This window comes from Microbacterium sp. BH-3-3-3, from assembly GCF_001792815.1.
Taxonomy (GTDB): domain Bacteria; phylum Actinomycetota; class Actinomycetes; order Actinomycetales; family Microbacteriaceae; genus Microbacterium.
In genome coordinates, this window is record NZ_CP017674.1 from 1,069,874 (window position 1) to 1,088,958 (window position 19,085).

Consider the following 19,085-nt stretch of genomic DNA (forward strand, 5'->3'; position numbering starts at 1 on the left):
TTCATTAGGCTCGACGGGTGACCGAGACCCACTCCGATCCGCGGCCGCTGCCCGCGGTCCGTGAGGACGACACGTCGCTGCGCGATCGGCTCGAGGCCGCGCAGAGCGCCGTGCGCAGCCGCCTCGATCAGCCCATCGCCCGCGCCGCCCGAATCGCGCGCTGGTTCCCGATCCGGGTGTGGCGGCACTTCCTGCAGCACAACGGCTTCCTGCTCGCCGCGGGTATGAGCTACCAGGGGATCTTCGCCGTCTTCTCGGCGCTGTACCTCGCCTTCGCCGGGGTGGGCATCTGGCTCGGCGGCAGCAAGAGCGCCATCGACGGGCTCATCGGGATCATCAACAGCTACATCCCCGGCATCATCAGCAAGAACGGCCTCGTCGATCGCGAGCAGGTCGAATCCGTCGCCCAGGAAAGCGGACGGCTTCTCACCATCACCGGCATCGTCGCCGTGATCGTCGTCGTCTGGACGGCCATCGGCTTCGTCACCTTCACACGTCGCGCGGTGCGCGACACCTTCGGCCTTCCCTTCGACATGCGCAACTACGTGCTGCTCAAGGCCCGCGACTTCGTCGCCTCGATCCTCTTCGGGCTCGCGCTGCTCGTGGGCGCCCTGCTCGGCTCGGTCACGACCGGTGCCGTCGACCTGGTGTTCGGGTTCATCGGGTGGGACCGGGAGACACTCGGATGGTCCGTCGGCGCGCGGGTCGTCTCGCTGCTCGTCGCGTTCGCCGTGAACACCGTCGCCCTCGCCGCGCTGTTCCGGTTCCTCACCGGCACGACCCTCACGTGGCGCCGCGCCTGGCCCGGAGCCCTGGTCGGGGCGACCGGCATGGTGCTGCTGCAGGTCGGCGCGGGATTCCTCGTCGTGTACTCCCCCACGAACCCGCTGCTCGGCACGTTCGCGGTCCTGATCGGCTTCCTTCTGTGGTTCCGCCTCATCGGGATCGTCATCCTGGTCTCGGCGGCGTGGATCGCGGTGGCGGCGGGCGACCGCGACGTTCCGTTGCGCTCGCCCGAGGACCGTCGCGCCATGGAGCAGGCGGCCCTCGTGATCGCGGCGCAGGTGGGCGTGCGCGAGGCCGAGAAGACCCTGGCACTCACCCGGTGGCCGTGGCGCTGGCGCGCGAAGCGGGCGCTGTCCGCGGCCGAGAAGACCCTCGCCCGGGCCGAGGCGGACGTTCCCGCGCCCCGCCGCATGTCGCTGATCCCCGACTGACGCAGAGCGGCGAGGTGGGCGCCCCGTCGAGACCTGCGGCGATGTCGGACCCCGCGGCTAGGCTCGACGGGTGGCTCGTTCCGTACGTATCGTCTCCGTCAACGTCAATGGCATCCGTGCCGCCGTCCGCAAGGGCATGACCGAATGGCTCGACGCCTCCGGCGCCGACATCGTCACCCTTCAAGAGGTGCGGGCGACCGCCGAACAGCTGGCCGAGGCGCTGCCCGGCTGGCAGATCGTCAACGACGAGGCCCTGCAGAAGGGCCGCGCCGGTGTCGCGATCATCAGTCGGCTGCCCGGTATCGCGACGCGCACCCACCTCGGGCCCGAGCCGCTCGACGCCTCGGGCCGCTGGATCGAGACCGACTTCGACATCGACGGCGAAACCGTCACCATCGTCAGCGCGTACGTGCACAGCGGCGAGGTCGACACTCCCAAGCAAGACGCGAAGTGGGTGTTCCTCGATGCCATGGAGCAGCGGTTGGCCGATCTGGCTTCGGAGCGCGAGCTGGCTCTCGTCACGGGTGACCTCAACGTCGGCCATCGCGAGCTCGACATCAAGAACTGGCGCGGCAACCGCAAGAACGCCGGCTTCCTCCCGCGTGAGCGCGCGTACTTCGACCGGTTCTTCGGACCGGCCGGCGAGCAGGTCGAGGGCGTCGACGGTTCCACCGGTGCGGGCCTCGGCTGGGTCGACGTGGGTCGTCGCGCCGTCGGCGAGGTCGACGGCCCGTACACGTTCTGGTCGATGCGCGGAAAGGCGTTCGACACCGACAGCGGCTGGCGCATCGACTACCACGTCGCCACTCCGGCCCTCGCGGAGCGCGTCACGAGCTATCACGTGGAGCGCGCCGCCTCGTACGACACCCGCTGGAGCGACCACGCTCCGGTGATCGTCGACTACACGCTCGGCGCCTGAGGCCCGGCGCCTGAGCGGCGCCGGTCTCACCGGCATCCGGATGCCGTCGCGTCGTCGCCGCGTGGCGCTCGGGGCATCACCCGCCGCCGACACCGTCCCGCGAACGGTGCTCCCCGCACCGACGCCTAGGATCGAGGGGTGACTCAGCAGCGCCTCTACTCCGGAATGCAGCCCTCCGCCGACAGCCTCCAGATCGGCAACTACATCGGTGCGCTGCTGCAGTGGCGCGAGCTGCAGGACGAATACGACGCGTTCTTCTCGGTCGTCGACCTGCACGCGCTCACGCAGCCCGGCGACCCCGCCGAGCGCCGCGAGAAGACCCGCCGCACCGCGGCCCAGTACATCGCCGCCGGCATCGAGCCCTCGCGCTCCACCCTGTACGTGCAGTCGCACGTCCCCGCGCACGCCGAACTGCAGTGGGTGCTCTCGACCCTCACCGGCTTCGGCGAGGCCGGGCGCATGACGCAGTTCAAGGACAAGTCGGCCCGCTACGGCACGGATGCCACGAACGTCGGCCTCTTCACCTACCCGGTGCTCATGGCCGCCGACATCCTGCTGTACCAGACCGATGTCGTGCCCGTCGGCGACGACCAGAAGCAGCACATCGAGCTCACCCGCGACCTGGCTGAGCGCTTCAACCAGCGCTTCGGCCAGACGTTCACCATGCCGAAGCCGATGATCCAGCGCGAGACCGCCCGCATCTTCGACCTGCAGAACCCGACCTCGAAGATGTCGAAGTCGGCCGAGTCCGACGCGGGCGTGCTGTGGATGCTCGACGAGCCCAAGGTGAGCGCCAAGAAGATCATGCGCGCGGTCACCGACTCCGAGGGAGCCGTGCGCTTCGACCGCGACGAGAAGCCCGGCGTCTCGAACCTCCTCGTGATCTACTCGGCCCTCACCGGTCGCGAGATCACCTCGATCGAAGACGAGTACTCCGGTCGCGGCTACGGCGACTTCAAGAAGGGGCTCGCCGAGGTCGTGGTGAACGAGTTCGAGCCGGTGCGCGAGCGCGCCCTCGAGCTGCTGTCCGACCCCGCCGAGCTCGACCGCGTACTCGCCACGAACGCCGAGCGGGCGGCATCCGTCGCCGAGAAGACCCTCACCGACGTGTACGACAAGATCGGGCTGCTGCGGCGCGTCTGAGCCGGGGCGTTCGTGCCGCCACGCCGACGGTACGATGGCGCGACGGCAGGACGCCGTCCCGACAGGAGTCCCCGTGCCCTCGCCGACGTCCTCGCGCCGCGCCGCTCTCATCGCACTGATCGCGCTGGTCGGCCTGAGCGTCCCGACCACCGCTCAGGCGGCCGCCCGCACCGACTGTCGCCCCGTGCCGACGCCCGCGGCCGACATCCTGCGTGCCAGTGATGCCTGGAGCACGTTCGGGGTCGACGGCAGCGGTGTGCGAGTGGGCGTCATCTCGGACTCGTTCGGCACGGCCGGCGAGGACGTGGTCGCCGCCGACGTCGCAGCGGGATGGCTTCCCGGGCCGGGCAACCCCTGCGGATGGACCACGCCCACGCGGGTGGTGCTCGATAATTCCACGAGCGCGAGCGACGAGGGCCGGGCGATGGCCCAGCTCGTCCACGGCATCGCGCCGGGGGCCGAGCTGATGTTCGCCGCTCCCCCCACGAGCGACAACGCGGGCCTCGCCGTGGCCATCGACGCCCTCCGCGACGCGGGCGCCGACATCATCGTCGACGACCTCGCCGCCGACGACGATCTCGCGTACGAGCGTCTCGCGGCGGGATACGCCGTCCAGCGAGCCGTGGACGCCGGCGTCCTGTACGTCTCCGCCGCGGGGAACTTCGGCCGTCCCGGCGCGGAGGGATACCCCAGCGCGGGCTACCCGGTCTCGGGATGGTCCTCGACCCGGTACCGCCCGATGCCCTGCGCCGCCGATGTCGAGCAGTCCGCCCTCGCTTCGGCCCCGGAGATCACCGCGGTGGACTGCATGGATGTCGACCCCGGCCCCGGGAGCGATCCGGGTCTGGGGGTGACGCTCTTGCCGGGCTTCGCCACCCTGTCCAACCTGCACTGGGCGCAGAAAGCGGGTTCCGTCACGACGCACCTGGGGTTGGGCGTCAAGAACCTCTCGACCGGAGAGCTGAAGGTCGTCTGGGCCTCCGATCCGGAGCGGCCGCTCGTTCCCTCGGCGTTGTCGGGCCTCGGATCGGCGGATCCGACCGAATGGGAGGTGTCGATCGTGCGTCGGGTGACACCCGAGGCGTCGACGCCGGCGGTCAGCATCGTGATGCCGAACGTCGTGAGGTTCCTCGCGGTCGCCGCTCTGGAGTATTTCCACTCCACCGAGACCGACGACATCGGGGCGAGCCTGATCGGCCACGAGGCCGACCCCGCGACATTGGCCGTGGCCGCGGTCAACGCCTCCGACCTCACGCTCGGCACCTATTCGTCGGCCGGCCCGGCCACCACCCTGTTCGGCGTGCCGACGGCGACGACGGTGCCCGGTCCCGCGCTCGCGGGAGTAGACGGCCTGCCCGTGAGTCTGCCGATGGACGGTGAGCAGAACCTCTTCTTCGGCACGTCTGCCGCCGCTCCCACGGTCGCCGCCGTCGCCGCTCTCGCTGTGCAGGCGGCACCCGGCACGACGCCGGCTGCCTTGCGTGCCGCGCTCGTCGACGGTGCCCGCGCCGACGCGTTCGCCTCGCCGTGGCCGTCGACGCTCGAGGCGTCGCGCTTCTCGGGGGCCGGCTTGACCGACGCGGTCGCGACGGTCGCCGCCGTCCTGCCGCCCGCGCCGACGCCGACGCCCACGCCCGTGCCGACGTCCGTGCCCACGCCGACGTCCGTTCCCACACCGACCGCCGTGCCCGCGCCCGACCCGACCGCCGCGCCGGCCGCGGCGCCTCCCCCGGGCCGGCTCGCCGAGAGCGGGACGTCGATCGACGGCGTCGCCCTCGGCGCCGGCGTGCTGAGCCTGATCGCGGGACTCGTCGTCGTGCGCGCCCGCAGGCGTCGGCGAAACGGCAGCGACGCGGCGGTCACCGGACGCCGGTGACCGCGGGGAGCGGCCGCACGGCATCCTGCCCGCGCGCAAGACCCGCCCGCGATGTCGGGGCTGCGTGACACGATGGCCCCATGCCGGAGATGCCAGAGGTCGAAGGACTCGTCGAGTTCCTGCGCGGACGCATCACGGGGCTGCGCGTCGACAAAGCCACCGTGTCGGCGATCAACGCGCTGAAGACCTACGACCCGCCGCTCACCGCGCTGGTGGGGTCCACGGTCACCGCCGTCGATCGTCACGGCAAGTTCCTCGACGTCACGACCGATGCCGGGCTCCATCTCGTGTTCCATCTCGCCAAGGCCGGGTGGCTGCGGTGGTACGACGCCCTGCCGACGACGATCATCAAGCCCGGCAAGACGCCGATCGCGCTGCGCGTGGGCTTCGACGACGGCTCGGGGTTCGATCTCACCGAGGCCGGCACCAAGAAGTCGCTGGCTGTGTACGCGGTGCGCACGCCCGACGAGGTGCCGGGCATCGCACGGCTCGGCCCCGACCCCCTCGGCGAGGGCTTCGACCGCGCCGCCTTCGGCGCGCTGATCGCCGGGCGACGCACGCAGATCAAGGGCGTGCTGCGCGACCAGTCGATCATCGCCGGCGTCGGCAACGCGTACTCCGACGAGATCCTCCACGCCGCGAGAATGTCTCCCTATGCTCTGGCGGCGACCCTCACCGACGACGAGGTCGACCGCCTCTTCACCGCGATGACCGAGACCCTGGCCGAGGCGATCCACGAAGCTCGGGGCAAACCGCCCGCCCAGCTGAAGGATGCGAAGCGCCGCGGCATGCGCGTGCACGGCCGGCGCGGCGAAGAATGCCCGGTCTGCGGCGACGAGGTGCGCAGTGTGTTCTTCGCCGACAACTCGCTCGAGTACTGCCCCACGTGCCAGACCGGCGGCAAGCTCCTCGCCGACCGGCGCCTGTCGCGACTGCTCAAGTAGAGGCACGGAGGAGCCCCCGTCGCGTGTCCCTGCGTTTCGGGAATGAACCTCGAAACGCTGCGTTGACTAGACTTCGAAGAGCAACAACGTGCTCCGGGGTCGGTGAGAATCCGAACCGGCGGTGACAGTCCGCGAACCCCTCCACCTCGGTGGTGGGGCCGATCCGGTGGAATTCCGGGACCGACGGTGATGCGACGGGTATCCGTCGCTAGTCCGGATAGGAGGCGGCACGGACGGCGTGACACGCCTTCCCGCTGGCCCTGCCCCGACTTCGCGGGAAGGACAAGGGAATGGCATCCGCCGTCGAGATCGACGCCATGAGGCGAGCGCTGCAGCTCGCCCGGCGCGGCCCGCGCGGGCTGAACCCCCAGGTGGGCGCCGTGATCCTCTCCCCCGCCGGCGAGGTGCTGGCGGAGGGCTTCCACCGTGGCGCGGGAACCGCGCACGCCGAGGTCGACGCGCTCTCGCAGCTCGCCCCGGGCGCGGCCCGCGGCGCGACCGCCGTGGTGACCCTCGAGCCGTGCAATCACACCGGCCGTACCGGTCCGTGCGCGCTCGCCCTCATCGACGCCGGTGTGACCCGCGTCGTCTACGCCCTCGACGACCCCACCGACGCCGCATCGGGCGGAGCCGATCGCCTGCGCCGGGCGGGCGTCGACGTCGAGTCCGGGATCGAGCGCGATGCCGCCGAATCCGTCGTGCACGACTGGATCTCGCTCACGCGCACCGGTCGCCCGCACGTCACGGTCAAGTGGGCGCAGAGCCTCGACGGTCGTGCCGCCGCCGACGACGGCACGAGCCAGTGGATCACCGGCCCCGCCGCCCGGCGAGACGTGCACGCGCGACGCGCGGCCGCCGACGCGATCGTCGCCGGAACCGGCACCGTGCACGCCGACGATCCCGCCCTCACCGCCCGCGCCGACGACGGCTCGCTGCTCGACGCGCAGCCCACGCCCGTGATCGTCGGACGACGCGACACGGCCCCGGATGCCGCGGTGCGCCGCCACCCGCGGGAGCCCCTGTTCTACGCCACCCACGATGTGACCGCCGTGATGGCCGACCTCGGAGCGCGAGGCGTTCAGCGGGTGTTCGTCGAGGGCGGTCCGACGCTCGCGAGCGCGGTCGTCGGCGCGGGCCTCGCCGACGAGCTGCTCGTCTACGTCGCCCCCGTGCTGCTCGGCGGATCGCGCCTCGCGCTCGGCGACGTGGGCGTACCGACCATCGCCGACGCCCGTCGGTTGAGCGTGGCATCCATCCAGAACCTCGGCGACGACCTGCTGATCGTCGCCCACCCCAGCTCTGATCGAGAGGGACAATCCTGATGTTCACCGGAATCGTGGAAGAGATCGGCGCCGTCACCGCCGTCGAGCCCTCGGGCGACGGGGTGCGGCTGACGCTGCGCGCGCCGCTGTCGGTATCGGATGCCGGCCACGGCGACTCGATCTCGGTCAGCGGCGTGTGCCTCACCGTCGTCGACCAGGGCGACGACTGGTTCACCGCCGACGTCATGAAGCAGACGCTCGACATGTCGACGCTGGCCGGCGTCGCCCCCGGTCTCGCCGTCAACCTCGAGCGCGCCACCGCCGCGCACGGGCGCCTGGGCGGTCACATCGTGCAGGGCCACATCGACGGCACCGGGGTGGTGCGCGAGGTGCGTCCGGGTGCGCAGTGGAGCGTCGTGCGGGTCGGCATCCCGGCTCACCTCGCCCCCCTGGTCGTCGACAAGGGCTCCATCGCGATCGACGGCGTCTCGCTCACCGTCAGCGCGGTCAGCGACGCCGCGGAGTCCGACCCGTGGCTCGAGGTCTCGCTCATCCCCGAGACGCTCGAGGCGACGACCCTGGGCCGCGCTGAGGCCGGCACCCCCGTCAACCTCGAGACCGACATCCTCGCGCGCCACGTGCAGCGCATGCTCGCCTTCCGTACGACCGAGAATCCCGCGGCTGCGGCCGCATCGACCGAGAGGGGCTCCGCATGAGCCTGTCCACCATCCCCGAGGCCCTGGAGGCCCTGCGTCAGGGCCGACCGATCCTGGTCGCCGACGATGAGGACCGCGAGAACGAGGGCGACGTGATCCTGTCGGCCCAGCTCGCGACCCCCGAGGCCCTCGCCTGGACCGTCCGCTGGTCGAGCGGCTACGTCTGCGCCCCCATGCCGGGCGAGTGGGCCGACCGCCTGGATCTGCCGCCCATGGTGGCGGTGAACGAAGACGCCCGGGGTACCGCCTACACCGTGAGCGTCGACGCCGCCTCCGGCGTGACCACCGGCATCAGCGCCTCGGACCGCGCGCGCACGCTCAACGTGCTCGCCGACCCCGCGTCGGTGCCGACCAGCGTCATCCGTCCGGGGCACGTGCTGCCGCTGCGGGCCGTCGACGGCGGTGTGCGCGAGCGCGCCGGTCACACCGAGGCCGCCGTCGACCTCATGCGTCTCGCGGGCCTCGAGCCGGTCGGCGCGATCGCCGAGGTCGTCGCCGAGGACGGCAGCATGATGCGCCTGCCCGGACTCTTCGAGCTCGGCGAGCGCGACGGCATCCCGGTCATCACCATCGAGCAGCTCATCGGCTACCTGAACGAGACCGACCCGCTGCCGGTCACGGCTCCCGCGCGGCGCCGGGTGAGCCTGCGGGCCGAGTCCAACGTGCCCACCTCGCACGGCACGTTCCGCTTCCTCGCCTACAAGGACCGCGTGACCGGGACCGACCACCTCGCGGTCGTCTCAGGCGATCTGACCGAGGCGGCCCCGCTCGTGCGCGTGCACTCCGAGTGCCTGACCGGTGAGGCCTTCGGCTCGCTGAAGTGCGAGTGCGGCCCGCAGCTCGACGCCGCCCTCGACACGATCGACCGCGACGGCGGCATCGTCATCTACATGCGCGGCCACGAGGGGCGCGGGATCGGCCTCATCAACAAGCTGCGCGCGTACAACCTGCAGGAGCGCGGCCTCGACACCGTCGACGCCAACCTCGCGCTCGGCCTGCCCGCCGACGCCCGCGATTACGCCGCCGCCGCCGGCATCCTCACCGACCTCGGTGTCGACAAGGTGCGCCTGCTGACGAACAACACCGACAAGGTGTCGCAGTTGCGCGCCCTCGGCCTCGACGTCGTCGAGCAGGTCCCCCTGCTCGTGGGCGTCGGTCCCAACAACCACCAGTACCTCGAGACCAAGCGCGATCGCATGGGTCACATCATCGCCGAGGACGACCTGCGCGACGCCCTCGCGCACATGAAGGAAGAGAGCGCCTGATGGCCGGCAGTGGAGCACCCGAGACCGGCGGCATCGACGCGTCGGACCTGAACGTCGTCGTCATCGCCGGCACCTGGCACGAGGTCATAACGAACGGCCTGATCGCGGGCGCGAAGCGCGTTCTGGATGCCACCGGTGCGACGTACCGCGTCGTGCGGGTTCCGGGCTCCTTCGAGCTGCCGGTCGCCGCCCGGGCCGCCTTCGAGGGGGGCGCGGACGCCGTCGTCGCCCTCGGCGTGATCATCCGGGGCGGCACGCCGCACTTCGAGTTCGTGTCGTCGGCGGCGACCGACGGCCTCACCCGCGTCGCCCTCGACGCGGGCAAGCCCGTCGGATTCGGCGTGCTGACCCTCGACGACGAGCAGCAGGGTCTGGATCGGGCCGGGCTCGAGGGTTCGAAGGAGGACAAGGGCGAAGAGGCCGCCGACGCGGCGATCCGCACCGCCCTGGTTCTGCGGGAGCTGCGCGGCTGACGCGCGGTGCGGCGGGGCGCGGCGGGCGCGGCGCGGCGGGCGGGCGGTTGGTTCGCGGCGCGGCGGGCGGCGGGTTCGGGGCGCGGAACGTGCACCGGGGCGGTCAACGGACGCCCCGGTGCACATTCTCCGCCCCGGTGTGAGCCGGTGACGGTGTCATCTGGCGCTGAGCGCGCGACGGGCGGGACGCATTGCCAGGCGAAACCCGAGGAACGCTCAGCGCACGCATAGACTGGTTCGCCTCACGCCCCTCACACGGGGACGTTCCCGGTGCCCCCGCCGCGCGCTCGATCTCGCACACCCCCGCGATCGTTCCGCGCCACCGCTGCGCCCCATCTCGGACGCGAACGATCGACCCTCCCGTCAGGCTGTCATGACCACCTCTTCCCCCTCCACCCGTTCCTCCTCGACTCCGGCGAACCCGCGCTCGCGCGTCATCACCGCGAGCCTCATCGGAACGACGATCGAGTTCTACGATTTCTACGCGTATGCCACCGCGGCGGTGCTCGTCTTCCCGATCCTCTTCTTCCCCACCGGCAACGAGACCACGTCGCTCCTGCTGTCGTTCAGCGTCTTCGGCGCGGCCATGGTCGCGCGTCCCCTCGGCGCGGTGGTGTTCGGCCACTTCGGCGACCGGTTCGGCCGCAAGGCCACCCTCGTGGCATCCCTGCTGACGATGGGTGTCGCGACCTTCCTCATCGGCCTGCTCCCCACGTTCAACGACATCGGTGTGTGGGCGGCCATCCTGCTGCTGGTGATGCGCCTCGCCCAGGGCTTCGCCCTCGGCGGCGAGTGGTCGGGTGCGGCGCTGGTCGCGACCGAGAACGCCCCGAAGGGCAAGCGCGCGCTGTTCGGCACCTTCCCGCAGCTGGGTGCCCCGATCGGCTTCATCATCGCCAACGGCGTGTTCCTCTTCATCAACTTCGCTCTGCCGCACCCCGACGGCACCGCGCAGCGCTCGGCCGAGTTCCTCGCGTGGGGCTGGCGCGTGCCGTTCCTCTTCTCGGCCGTCATGGTGATCGTGGGCCTGTGGGTGCGCCTGCGCCTCGTCGAGAGCGAGTCGTTCGCCAAGGCCGAGAAGACCGGCGCGATCAAGAAGTTCCCGCTCGGCGAAGCGCTGCGCCGCAACTGGAAGCAGCTCATCCTCGGCACGTTCATCATGCTGGCGACGTACGTGCTGTTCTATCTGATGACGAGCTTCACGCTGTCGTACGGGACCAAGGCGACCCTCGAGGGCGCGCAGGCCGCGGCCGAGAAGGCCGGCACGCCGTTCGACGCCGCCGCCTACGTTCCCGGCTTGGGCTTCGGCTACACCGACTTCGTGATCATGCAGATCATCGGCGTGGTGTTCTTCGGCATCTTCACGATGCTCTCGGGCCCGATCGCCGACCGCATCGGACGCAAGCGCCTGCTGATCGGCGTGACACTCGCGATCATCGTGTTCGGCCTGACGTTCTCGTTCTTCCTCGTGCCGCACGCCGACCCCGCGTTCACCCGCGTGCTCGTGCAGTCGTTCCTCATCGTCGGATTCCTGCTCATGGGCGCGACCTTCGGTCCGATGGGCGCCGTGCTCCCCGAGCTGTTCCCGACGAACGTGCGGTACACGGGCTCGGCGATCTCGTACAACGTCTCGTCGATCCTCGGCGCGGCTCTGGCACCGATCGTGGCCGTCGCCCTGTGGGCGGCCGGCGACGGAAACCCGTGGCTCGTCGGCGTCTACCTCTCGGCCATGGGTGTGCTGACGCTCATCGCGCTCGTGCTCTCGCCCGAGACCAAGGACGTCGACTACGACGACAACATCGCCGCCGGAGCGACCGCGCCGTAACCGCCGGTTATTCGGAGAGCGGATGCCACGGGGCCTGGGCCTCGTGGCATCCGTCGTCGCTGCGCGGGGCGGGCGGCGGGGCGGCGGGCCGGCGAGCGGGCCGGGCGGGCCGTACTCCTGAGTTTCCGGCTCCTCGGGACCTGGAAGCACCCGTGCGCGGGGGGAGCGGCCGATTTCTCAGGAGTTTGGTACACGGGCGAGACCAGGTGCCGAGCGGTGTCGGTGGCGCGAGGTACGGTCGAAGCATCCCTTTCTTCTTCCCGAGGTGAGCATGTCCGTTCCCGCTCCCGCGCGCGGTCGGCGCGGCCGCCGCGTGCCCCAGGGCCCGCGCGCGTCGTTCCGGCAGCTGCTGCCCTTCCTTCTCGAGCACAAGCGCACCCTCGTCGTCGTCGCTATCTTGAGCGTGCTCGGCGCCGCCACCACCCTGGTGCAGCCGCTGCTGGTGGGCGAGGTCATCCAACGCGTGCAGAACACCGTGCCCCTCGGGGCGCTGGTCTGGCTGCTCATCGGCTTCGTGGTGCTGTCGTCGCTCATCTCGGGCTACCAGCACTACCTGCTGCAGCGCACCGGCACCGCCGTGGTCTACTCGAGCCGTCGGCGCCTGATCGCCCGCATCCTGCGCCTTCCGATCAGCGAGTTCGACGCGCGCCGCACGGGTGACCTCGTCTCGCGCGTGGGCACCGACACCACGCTGCTGTACGCGGTACTCACGCAGGGACTCGCGGATGCCGTGGGCAACGCCCTCATCCTGGTCGGCGCCGTCATCGCGATGGCCTTCATCGACCCGCTGCTGCTCGGACTCATCGTCGTCGTGATCGGCGCCTCGATCGCGGTGGTCGTCGGGCTGAGCACGCGCATCCGCGCGGCATCGGCGGTGCAGCAAGAGAAGGTCGGCGAGCTGTCGTCGGGCGTCGAGCGCGCGGTCGGGTCGATCCGCACCATCCGCGCGGCGGGCGCCACCGAGCGCGAGACCGCCACCGTCACCGAGACCGCCACCGAGGCCTACGCCGCGGGCGTGCGCATCGCCAAGGTATCGGCCCTCATCGTGCCCGTCGCGGGGATCGCCCTGCAGGTGTCACTGCTCGTCGTGCTCGGCGTCGGCGGGTTCCGCGTGGCATCCGGAGCCATCGACGTGGCAGCCCTCGTGACGTTCGTCATCTTCCTGTTCCTGCTCGTGCAGCCCCTTGCCTCGGCGATCGGGGCCATCACGTCGGTCAATCAGGCGCTCGGGGCGCTCGGACGCATCCAAGAGGTGCTCGACCTGCCTCTCGAGGACGACGGCGACCGCGCCGCCGGGGCGTCGCCGGTGGCGGATGCCGCGGCGATCGAGTTCCGCGACGTGCGGTTCCGCTACCCCGACCACGTCGTCGAGGCCCGCGAGGCCGCGGCGAGAGAAGCACGCTCGGTGCTCGCCGAGGTGCACCTCGACTCCGCCTCCGCCGACGCCGGCACCGAGGTCGACGACACCGACCGCGAGGTGCTGCGAGGCGTGTCGTTCACCGTGCCCCGCGGGGCGCGCGTCGCCCTGGTGGGCCCGTCGGGCGCCGGCAAGAGCACGATCCTCTCGCTCGTCGAGCGCTTCTACGACCCCACCGGCGGAGCGATCCTCGTCGACGGCGTGGACGCCCGCGACCTCGGACGCGACGCCCTGCGCGCCCGCTTCGGCTACGTCGAGCAGGACGCCCCGACGCTCGCCGGCACCATCGCCGACAACCTGCGCCTCGCCTCGCCGTCGGCCTCCGACGCCGACTGCGAGCGCGTGCTGCACGCCGTGAACCTCGGCGACGTGCTCGAGCGCAATCCGCTGGGCGTCGACGCGCCCGTCGGCGAGGACGGCGTCATGCTCTCGGGCGGCGAGCGTCAGCGCCTCGCGATCGCGCGAGCATTGCTGGCCGCTCCCCCGGTGCTGCTGCTCGACGAATCGACCTCGTCGCTCGACGGCGTCAACGAGCAGCGCATGCGCGAAGCCATCGACGCCGTCGCCACCGACCGCACGCTGCTGGTCATCGCGCACCGCCTGTCGACGGTCGTCGACAGCGACGTGATCGTGGTGCTCGAGAACGGCCGCGTCGTCGGACAGGGCACGCACAGCGAGCTGGTGGCATCCACCCCGCTCTACCGCGATCTGGCGAAGCACCAGCTGCTGGTGTGAGGGCGGCGGCTCGGCCGGAAGCGGAGTCGCCCTCCGCGCGGTGGCGCGGTGCGCGAGCGCTCCGCCGGCGCCGAGACCTGAGCCTCCGCTCGCGTCCCCGGCACGCGCACATGCCGATGCCCCTCGCGCGCGCCAAGAGCGGGAGGGGCATCGGAGTCGGGGCTCGTCTCGCGGCGCGGGACGAGCGGGGGCTCAGGCGCGCTGCAAGCGGTAGCGGAGCGCGGCGAGCTCGGCGCGCAGGGCGGCCGGAAGGTGGCTGCCGAACGTGTCGTAGAACTCCTCGGTGAGGTCGGCCTCGGCGAGCCACGAAGCGCGGTCGATCGAGAACAGCTCGTCGAGGTCGGCGGCCGGCAGGTCCAGACCCGACAGCTGCAGATCCTCGATGCGCGGAAGGCGACCGATGGGGCTCTCGACGGCATCGACCTGACCGTCGACGCGGCGGATGATCCAGTCGATCACGCGGGCGTTGTCTCCGAAGCCGGGCCAGAGGAAGCGTCCGTCGTCGCCCTTGCGGAACCAGTTGACCTGGAAGATGCGCGGTGCGCGGTCGAAACGCAGCTTCTGGCCGACGGAGAGCCAGTGGCCGAAGTAGTCGCCCATGTTGTAGCCGCAGAACGGGAGCATGGCGAAGGGGTCGCGACGCAGCTCGCCGACCGTGCCCTCCTGCGCGGCCGTCTTCTCGGACGACACCGTCGAGCCGATGAAGACGCCGTGCGACCAGTCGGTGGCCTCGACCACGAGCGGCACGTTCGTGGCGCGTCGGCCGCCGAACAGGATGACGTCGAGCGGCACGCCCTGGGGAGCCTCCCAGTCCTCGGCGATCTGCGGGCACTGCGCGGCGCCGACCGTGAAGCGGGAGTTGGGATGCGCGGCGGGTCGGCCCGAGGCGGGCGTCCAGGGGTTGCCCTCCCAGTCGGTGAGGTGCGGGGGCGCCTCGTCGGTCAGTCCCTCCCACCAGACGTCTCCGTCGGGGCGGAGCGCGACGTTGGTGAAGATCGTGTTGCCCCAGAGCGTCTCGATGGCGGTGACGTTGGTCGACTCGCCCGTGCCCGGTGCGACACCGAAGAAGCCGGCCTCGGGGTTGATGGCCCAGAGGCGCCCGTCTTCTCCCGGACGGATCCAGGTGATGTCGTCACCGAGGGTCTCGACGCGCCAGCCGGGGATGGTGGGGCGGAGCATGGCGAGGTTGGTCTTGCCGCAGGCCGAGGGGAAAGCGGCGGCCACGTGGTACGCCTTGCCCTTCGGGTCGATCACGCGGATGAGCAGCATGTGCTCCGCGAGCCAGCCCTCGTCGCGGCCGATGACCGACGCGATGCGCAGGGCGAAGCACTTCTTCGCCAGGATCGCGTTCCCGCCGTAGCCCGAGCCGAACGACCACACCTCGAGGGTGTCGGGGAAGTGCACGATGTACTTCTCGTCGTTGCAGGGCCACGCGACGTCGTCCTGACCGGCGGTGAGCGGCGCTCCGACCGAGTGCACGGTCTTGACCCACGGTGCCCCGGCGGCGATCTGCTCGGTGACGGCCGTGCCGACGCGCGTCATCACACCGATGGATGCCACGGCGTAGGCGCTGTCGGTGATCTGCACGCCGATGTGGCTGAGGGGGCCGCCGACCGCGCCCATCGAGAAGGGCACGACGTACATCGTGCGCCCGCGCATCGAACCCTCGAAGACGCCGTTCAACGTCTCGCGGATCTCGGCCGGGGCGATCCAGTTGTTGGTGGGCCCGGCATCCTCTTCGCTCTCGGAGGCGATGTAGGTGCGCGACTCGAGACGGGCGACGTCGCCGGGGTGCGAGCGGGCCAGGTACGAACCCGGACGCCACTCGGGGTTGAGCTTGATGAGCTTGCCCTCGTCGACCATCTCGCGCAGCAGGGCGTCGTTCTCGGCGGCCGAGCCGTCGACCCAGTGGATGCGGTCGGGCTGCGTGAGGGCGGCGACCTGGTCGACCCACGCGGTCAGCGCGGCGAGACCCGGGCCCTCGACGGCCGGACGCACGCCGTGACCGGCACGAGGGGCGCGGGTGGGGGACGCGGCGTTGCGCGGGGTGGAGCTGAAGATGTCGGCGAGTGCCATGTCGTTCTCCTCGGTTGAGAGCGAAATCGGTGGTCTTCCTCCATGGTGCGGGTGCGTGCGGGTTCTTTCCGGCGAAATCAGCAGCAAGAATCGGCATTCTTTCGATATGGTCAAGGAATGGCATCGTCGTTCGAACTCACCACCCTGGGGCATCGCATCCGGCACCACCGCCTCGCCCGGGGATACACGCTCGACGAGCTCGGCGCGATGGTCGGAGTCGCCGGCAGCCAGCTGAGTCTCATCGAGAACGGCAAACGCGAACCCAAGCTCTCTCTGCTGCAGCAGATCGCGGGCGCGACCGAGACCGACGTCGCCGAGCTGCTGTCGAACGAGCCGCCGAACCGGCGGGCCGCCCTCGAGATCGAGCTCGACCGGGCGCAGACCAGTCCGTTCTTCCGGCAGCTCGGCATCCCCCCGATGAAGGTCACCAAGGGCACCAGCGACGACACGATCGAGGCCGTGCTGGGCCTGCACCGGGAACTCCAGCGCCGCGAGCGCGAGACGATCGCGAGCCCCGAAGAGGCCCGGCGCGCCAACACCGAGCTGCGCCTGCGCATGCGCTCCACCGACAACCACCTGCCGGAGATCGAGCGCCTCGCCGAGAAGCAGCTCAAGGCCGCCGGACACACCACGGGGGCCCTCACGCACCGCACGGTCAGCATCATGGCCGAGCAGCTGGGCTTCGAGCTCATCTACGTCAGCGACCTGCCGCACTCGGCCCGTTCGGTCACCGACCTCGAGAACGGCCGCGTGTACCTGCCGCCGGCCTCGATCCCCGGCGGCCACGGCCTGCGCTCGATGGCTCTGCAGGCGATGGCGCACCGCCTGCTGGGGCACCGCCCACCCACCGATTACGCCGACTTCCTGCAGCAGCGTCTCGAGATCAACTACTACGCCGCGTGCTGCCTCATGCCCGAGACGAGCGCGGTCGCCTTCCTCTCGCAGGCGAAGCGCGACCGCAACCTCGCCGTCGAGGACTTCCGCGACGCGTTCGGGGTGACCCACGAGGCGGCGGCCATGCGCATGACGAACCTCACGACGGCGCACCTCGGCATTCGGCTGCACTTCATGCGCGTCGACGGCGACGGGGCGATCTCGCGCGTGTACGAGAACGACGGCCTCCCCCTGCCCACCGACGTCACCGGGTCGGTCGAGGGACAGATCGTGTGCAAGAAGTTCTCGGCGCGCTCGGCCTTCGACGAGCACAACCGCACCACCGAGCACTACCAGTACACCGACACCCCGGCCGGAACCTTCTGGTGCTCGACCCAGACCGGCAGCACCTCGGCCGGCGACTTCTCGATCACCGTGGGCGTGCCGTTCGACGACGCCCGGTGGTTCCGCGGACGCGAGACCAGCACGCGCGGCATCTCACGCTGCCCCGACGAATCGTGCTGCCGCCGCCCCGACGCCGAGGCCGCCGAGCGGTGGCAGGGCAAGGCCTGGCCGAGCGCCCGAGTGCACCAGTACATGTTCTCGCCGCTCCCCCGCGGCATGTTCCCGGGCGTCGACGATGCCGAGGTCTTCGCGTTCCTCGATCGTCACGCCGACGGCTGAGGCGGGTCTTCGCGCGGGCCGTCGGCACGACTCCGGCAACGGCGAGCGAGCGGTACGCGTGAGGACCGGGTCGTCGGTTCTGCCGGAGTCGTGCATCGGCGCCGGCCGACGGCGGCGCGACCCGGGCTCTTCGTGGGGCGCCGGGTCGCTTCGCGAGAGCCGGCGGCACGAGCCCGGTGCCGGGGCGTGCGTGCCGAACTCCTGAGTTTCGGTTCGGTTTGGCCCTCAGATGCCTCGCGTCACCCGAACGGTGAAGAAGCTCAGGAGTTCGGCACGGCGTGCACTGCGGGCCGTGGGCGGTCCGGCGGAGCTGAGCCGCTTCCGCCGCACGTGCGGGAGCGTGGACTCGACCGCGGGTGGCCGCCGCGCGCACCGCGGGTCGGCCGGAGAGGCAGAGGGGGCCTCGGAGACGAAATCCAAACGTCACACGGATGGACAGTTCACGAAAAGTAAAAGATTTACATTTGCGGGACACCCACCCATACGGAGGCTCCCACCATGCCCCACCTTCGCACCGTCCTCGTTCCGTCCGCCGCCCCGACCGTCCGCGAAACCACGCCGACCCGCCGCCGTCGCCGCGCCGCCCTCGCCGCCACCGGCGTCATCGCCCTGGCCCTCGCCGTCTCAGGCTGCGCCTCGCCCGCGGCATCCTCCGCCCCCACCTCCGCCGGCTCCTTCGGCACCGCCAGCGTCGCCCTCAGTTGGATCAAGAACTACGAATTCGCCGGCTACTACTTCGCCGAAGACGAAAACGACTACAGCGACGCCGGCTTCGACACGGTCGACCTGATCGCGGGGGGCGGCAACACGAACCCCTGGGACCTCGTGCTCTCGGGACAGGCGCAGATCGGCCTGGCATCCGACCTGACCGGCATCACCGGGGCGATCAACGACGGTGCCGGACTCAAGGTCATCGGCGCGCAGTTCGTGAAGAACCCCGTGGGCTTCGTCTCGCTGGCGAAGAACCCCATCCGCACGGTCGCCGATCTGAAGGGCAAGCGCATCGGCGTCGACGCCGGCGGCAAGCTCGCCGTCGAAGCCGTCCTCAAGGCCAACGACCTCCCCGCCGACACCGTCGAATTCGTCTCGGTGCCCAACGGGGTCGACCCCCTCATGAACGGTGAGGTCGATGCCCTCATCGGGTTCCTCACCAACTACCCGATCGCGGTGAAGAACGCTGGCGGAGATGTCGTGACCATGTCGTTCGCCGACGCCAACTACGCCCAGTTCGGCGACGCCGTCGTGGTCAGCGACACCGAACTCGCCGAGAACCGCGACGAGCTGAAGGCCATCATGAAGGCCAGCATCCAGGGCTGGAACTCCGCCCTCGACCAGGGCACGGATGCCATCGCCGACATCGCCATGAAGCACGGCGGCACCGACAACGGACTCGACCGCCAGCTGCAGGTCGACTCCGCCGCCGTGCTGCCGTCGTTCATGCTCACGCCCGACACCGTGAAGAACGGCATCTTCACCCTGACACCCGCGCTCATCGACCAAGCCGTGGCCTCGCTCGCCGCGGCCGGGATCACGGCTGACCCGAGCATGTTCGACACGTCGCTGCTCGAAGAGGTGTATGCCGAGAACCCCGACCTGATCCCCGGCTACACCGTTCCGGCATCCTGATCGTCGCCCACCCACCGAGCCGAGAGGACGCCAC

14 protein-coding genes are annotated in these 19,085 nt (G+C 70.9%); 13 read left to right on the top strand and 1 reads right to left on the bottom strand.

Annotated elements, in window-relative coordinates; all coding sequences use genetic code 11:
• Positions 1 to 17 precede the first annotated feature (17 nt).
• The 11 genes from BJP65_RS04960 to BJP65_RS05010 all read left to right on the top strand — a co-directional run bounded on the left by BJP65_RS04960 (position 18) and on the right by BJP65_RS05010 (position 13,792).
• Positions 18 to 1,217, top strand: coding sequence for a YihY/virulence factor BrkB family protein (locus BJP65_RS04960; protein ID WP_083285709.1), 1,200 nt, complete (start codon positions 18 to 20; stop codon positions 1,215 to 1,217).
• A gap of 70 nt (positions 1,218 to 1,287) precedes the next feature.
• Entirely contained in the window at positions 1,288 to 2,136 is an 849-nt protein-coding gene (locus BJP65_RS04965; protein ID WP_055834352.1) for an exodeoxyribonuclease III, read from the top strand.
• Positions 2,137 to 2,301: 165 nt separating this feature from the next.
• Positions 2,302 to 3,279 (top strand): tryptophan--tRNA ligase, encoded by a 978-nt coding sequence (gene trpS, locus BJP65_RS04970; RefSeq protein ID WP_070409856.1) that lies wholly within the window; start codon positions 2,302 to 2,304, stop codon positions 3,277 to 3,279.
• Between the two features lie 73 nt (positions 3,280 to 3,352).
• Entirely contained in the window at positions 3,353 to 5,155 is a 1,803-nt protein-coding gene (locus BJP65_RS04975; RefSeq protein ID WP_070408406.1) for a S8 family serine peptidase, read from the top strand.
• 80 nt (positions 5,156 to 5,235) lie between these two features.
• On the top strand, positions 5,236 to 6,099 hold the full coding sequence (locus BJP65_RS04980; RefSeq protein WP_070408407.1) for an Fpg/Nei family DNA glycosylase: 864 nt from the start codon (positions 5,236 to 5,238) through the stop codon (positions 6,097 to 6,099).
• 290 nt (positions 6,100 to 6,389) lie between these two features.
• Positions 6,390 to 7,421, top strand: coding sequence for a bifunctional diaminohydroxyphosphoribosylaminopyrimidine deaminase/5-amino-6-(5-phosphoribosylamino)uracil reductase RibD (gene ribD, locus BJP65_RS04985; protein ID WP_070408408.1), 1,032 nt, complete (start codon positions 6,390 to 6,392; stop codon positions 7,419 to 7,421).
• The gene (locus BJP65_RS04990; RefSeq protein ID WP_055834337.1) at positions 7,421 to 8,077 is read left to right on the top strand and encodes a riboflavin synthase; all 657 of its coding nucleotides are present in this window, start codon (positions 7,421 to 7,423) and stop codon (positions 8,075 to 8,077) included. Before ribD ends, BJP65_RS04990 begins: the two co-directional genes overlap by 1 nt.
• Positions 8,074 to 9,342, top strand: a complete 1,269-nt coding sequence (locus BJP65_RS04995) for a bifunctional 3,4-dihydroxy-2-butanone-4-phosphate synthase/GTP cyclohydrolase II (protein WP_070408409.1) — start codon at positions 8,074 to 8,076, stop codon at positions 9,340 to 9,342. The genes BJP65_RS04990 and BJP65_RS04995 overlap by 4 nt, the downstream gene beginning before the upstream one ends.
• The gene (gene ribH / locus BJP65_RS05000; protein ID WP_055834329.1) at positions 9,342 to 9,815 is read left to right on the top strand and encodes a 6,7-dimethyl-8-ribityllumazine synthase; all 474 of its coding nucleotides are present in this window, start codon (positions 9,342 to 9,344) and stop codon (positions 9,813 to 9,815) included. The genes BJP65_RS04995 and ribH overlap by 1 nt, the downstream gene beginning before the upstream one ends.
• Before the next feature lie 373 nt (positions 9,816 to 10,188).
• The gene (locus BJP65_RS05005; RefSeq protein WP_070408410.1) at positions 10,189 to 11,640 is read left to right on the top strand and encodes an MFS transporter; all 1,452 of its coding nucleotides are present in this window, start codon (positions 10,189 to 10,191) and stop codon (positions 11,638 to 11,640) included.
• A 271-nt stretch (positions 11,641 to 11,911) separates the two neighbouring features.
• Positions 11,912 to 13,792, top strand: a complete 1,881-nt coding sequence (locus BJP65_RS05010) for an ABC transporter ATP-binding protein (RefSeq protein ID WP_070408411.1) — start codon at positions 11,912 to 11,914, stop codon at positions 13,790 to 13,792.
• Between the two features lie 192 nt (positions 13,793 to 13,984).
• Here BJP65_RS05010 and BJP65_RS05015 read toward each other — a convergent pair whose 3' ends face one another.
• Positions 13,985 to 15,868, bottom strand: a complete 1,884-nt coding sequence (locus BJP65_RS05015) for a phosphoenolpyruvate carboxykinase (GTP) (RefSeq protein WP_055834318.1) — start codon at positions 15,866 to 15,868, stop codon at positions 13,985 to 13,987.
• A 117-nt stretch (positions 15,869 to 15,985) separates the two neighbouring features.
• Between BJP65_RS05015 and BJP65_RS05020 the strand changes: the two genes are divergently transcribed.
• Both BJP65_RS05020 and BJP65_RS05025 read left to right on the top strand, forming a co-directional pair.
• On the top strand, positions 15,986 to 17,425 hold the full coding sequence (locus BJP65_RS05020) for a helix-turn-helix transcriptional regulator (RefSeq protein ID WP_070408412.1): 1,440 nt from the start codon (positions 15,986 to 15,988) through the stop codon (positions 17,423 to 17,425).
• 498 nt (positions 17,426 to 17,923) lie between these two features.
• The gene (locus tag BJP65_RS05025) at positions 17,924 to 19,051 is read left to right on the top strand and encodes an ABC transporter substrate-binding protein (protein ID WP_083285712.1); all 1,128 of its coding nucleotides are present in this window, start codon (positions 17,924 to 17,926) and stop codon (positions 19,049 to 19,051) included.
• Positions 19,052 to 19,085: the final 34 nt, after the last annotated feature.

What these genes read in the sequence shown, in the direction of transcription:
- trpS (WP_070409856.1), top strand. Translation starts at nt 2,302, where the DNA reads ATGCAGCCCTCCGCCGACAGCCTCCAGATCGGCAACTACATCGGTGCG.
- BJP65_RS04980 (WP_070408407.1), top strand. Translation starts at nt 5,236, where the DNA reads ATGCCGGAGATGCCAGAGGTCGAAGGACTCGTCGAGTTCCTGCGCGGA.
- ribD (WP_070408408.1), top strand. Translation starts at nt 6,390, where the DNA reads ATGGCATCCGCCGTCGAGATCGACGCCATGAGGCGAGCGCTGCAGCTC.
- BJP65_RS04990 (WP_055834337.1), top strand. Translation starts at nt 7,421, where the DNA reads ATGTTCACCGGAATCGTGGAAGAGATCGGCGCCGTCACCGCCGTCGAG.
- BJP65_RS04995 (WP_070408409.1), top strand. Translation starts at nt 8,074, where the DNA reads ATGAGCCTGTCCACCATCCCCGAGGCCCTGGAGGCCCTGCGTCAGGGC.
- ribH (WP_055834329.1), top strand. Translation starts at nt 9,342, where the DNA reads ATGGCCGGCAGTGGAGCACCCGAGACCGGCGGCATCGACGCGTCGGAC.
- BJP65_RS05005 (WP_070408410.1), top strand. Translation starts at nt 10,189, where the DNA reads ATGACCACCTCTTCCCCCTCCACCCGTTCCTCCTCGACTCCGGCGAAC.
- BJP65_RS05010 (WP_070408411.1), top strand. Translation starts at nt 11,912, where the DNA reads ATGTCCGTTCCCGCTCCCGCGCGCGGTCGGCGCGGCCGCCGCGTGCCC.
- BJP65_RS05015 (WP_055834318.1), bottom strand. Translation starts at nt 15,868, where the DNA reads ATGGCACTCGCCGACATCTTCAGCTCCACCCCGCGCAACGCCGCGTCC.
- BJP65_RS05020 (WP_070408412.1), top strand. Translation starts at nt 15,986, where the DNA reads ATGGCATCGTCGTTCGAACTCACCACCCTGGGGCATCGCATCCGGCAC.
- BJP65_RS05025 (WP_083285712.1), top strand. Translation starts at nt 17,924, where the DNA reads ATGCCCCACCTTCGCACCGTCCTCGTTCCGTCCGCCGCCCCGACCGTC.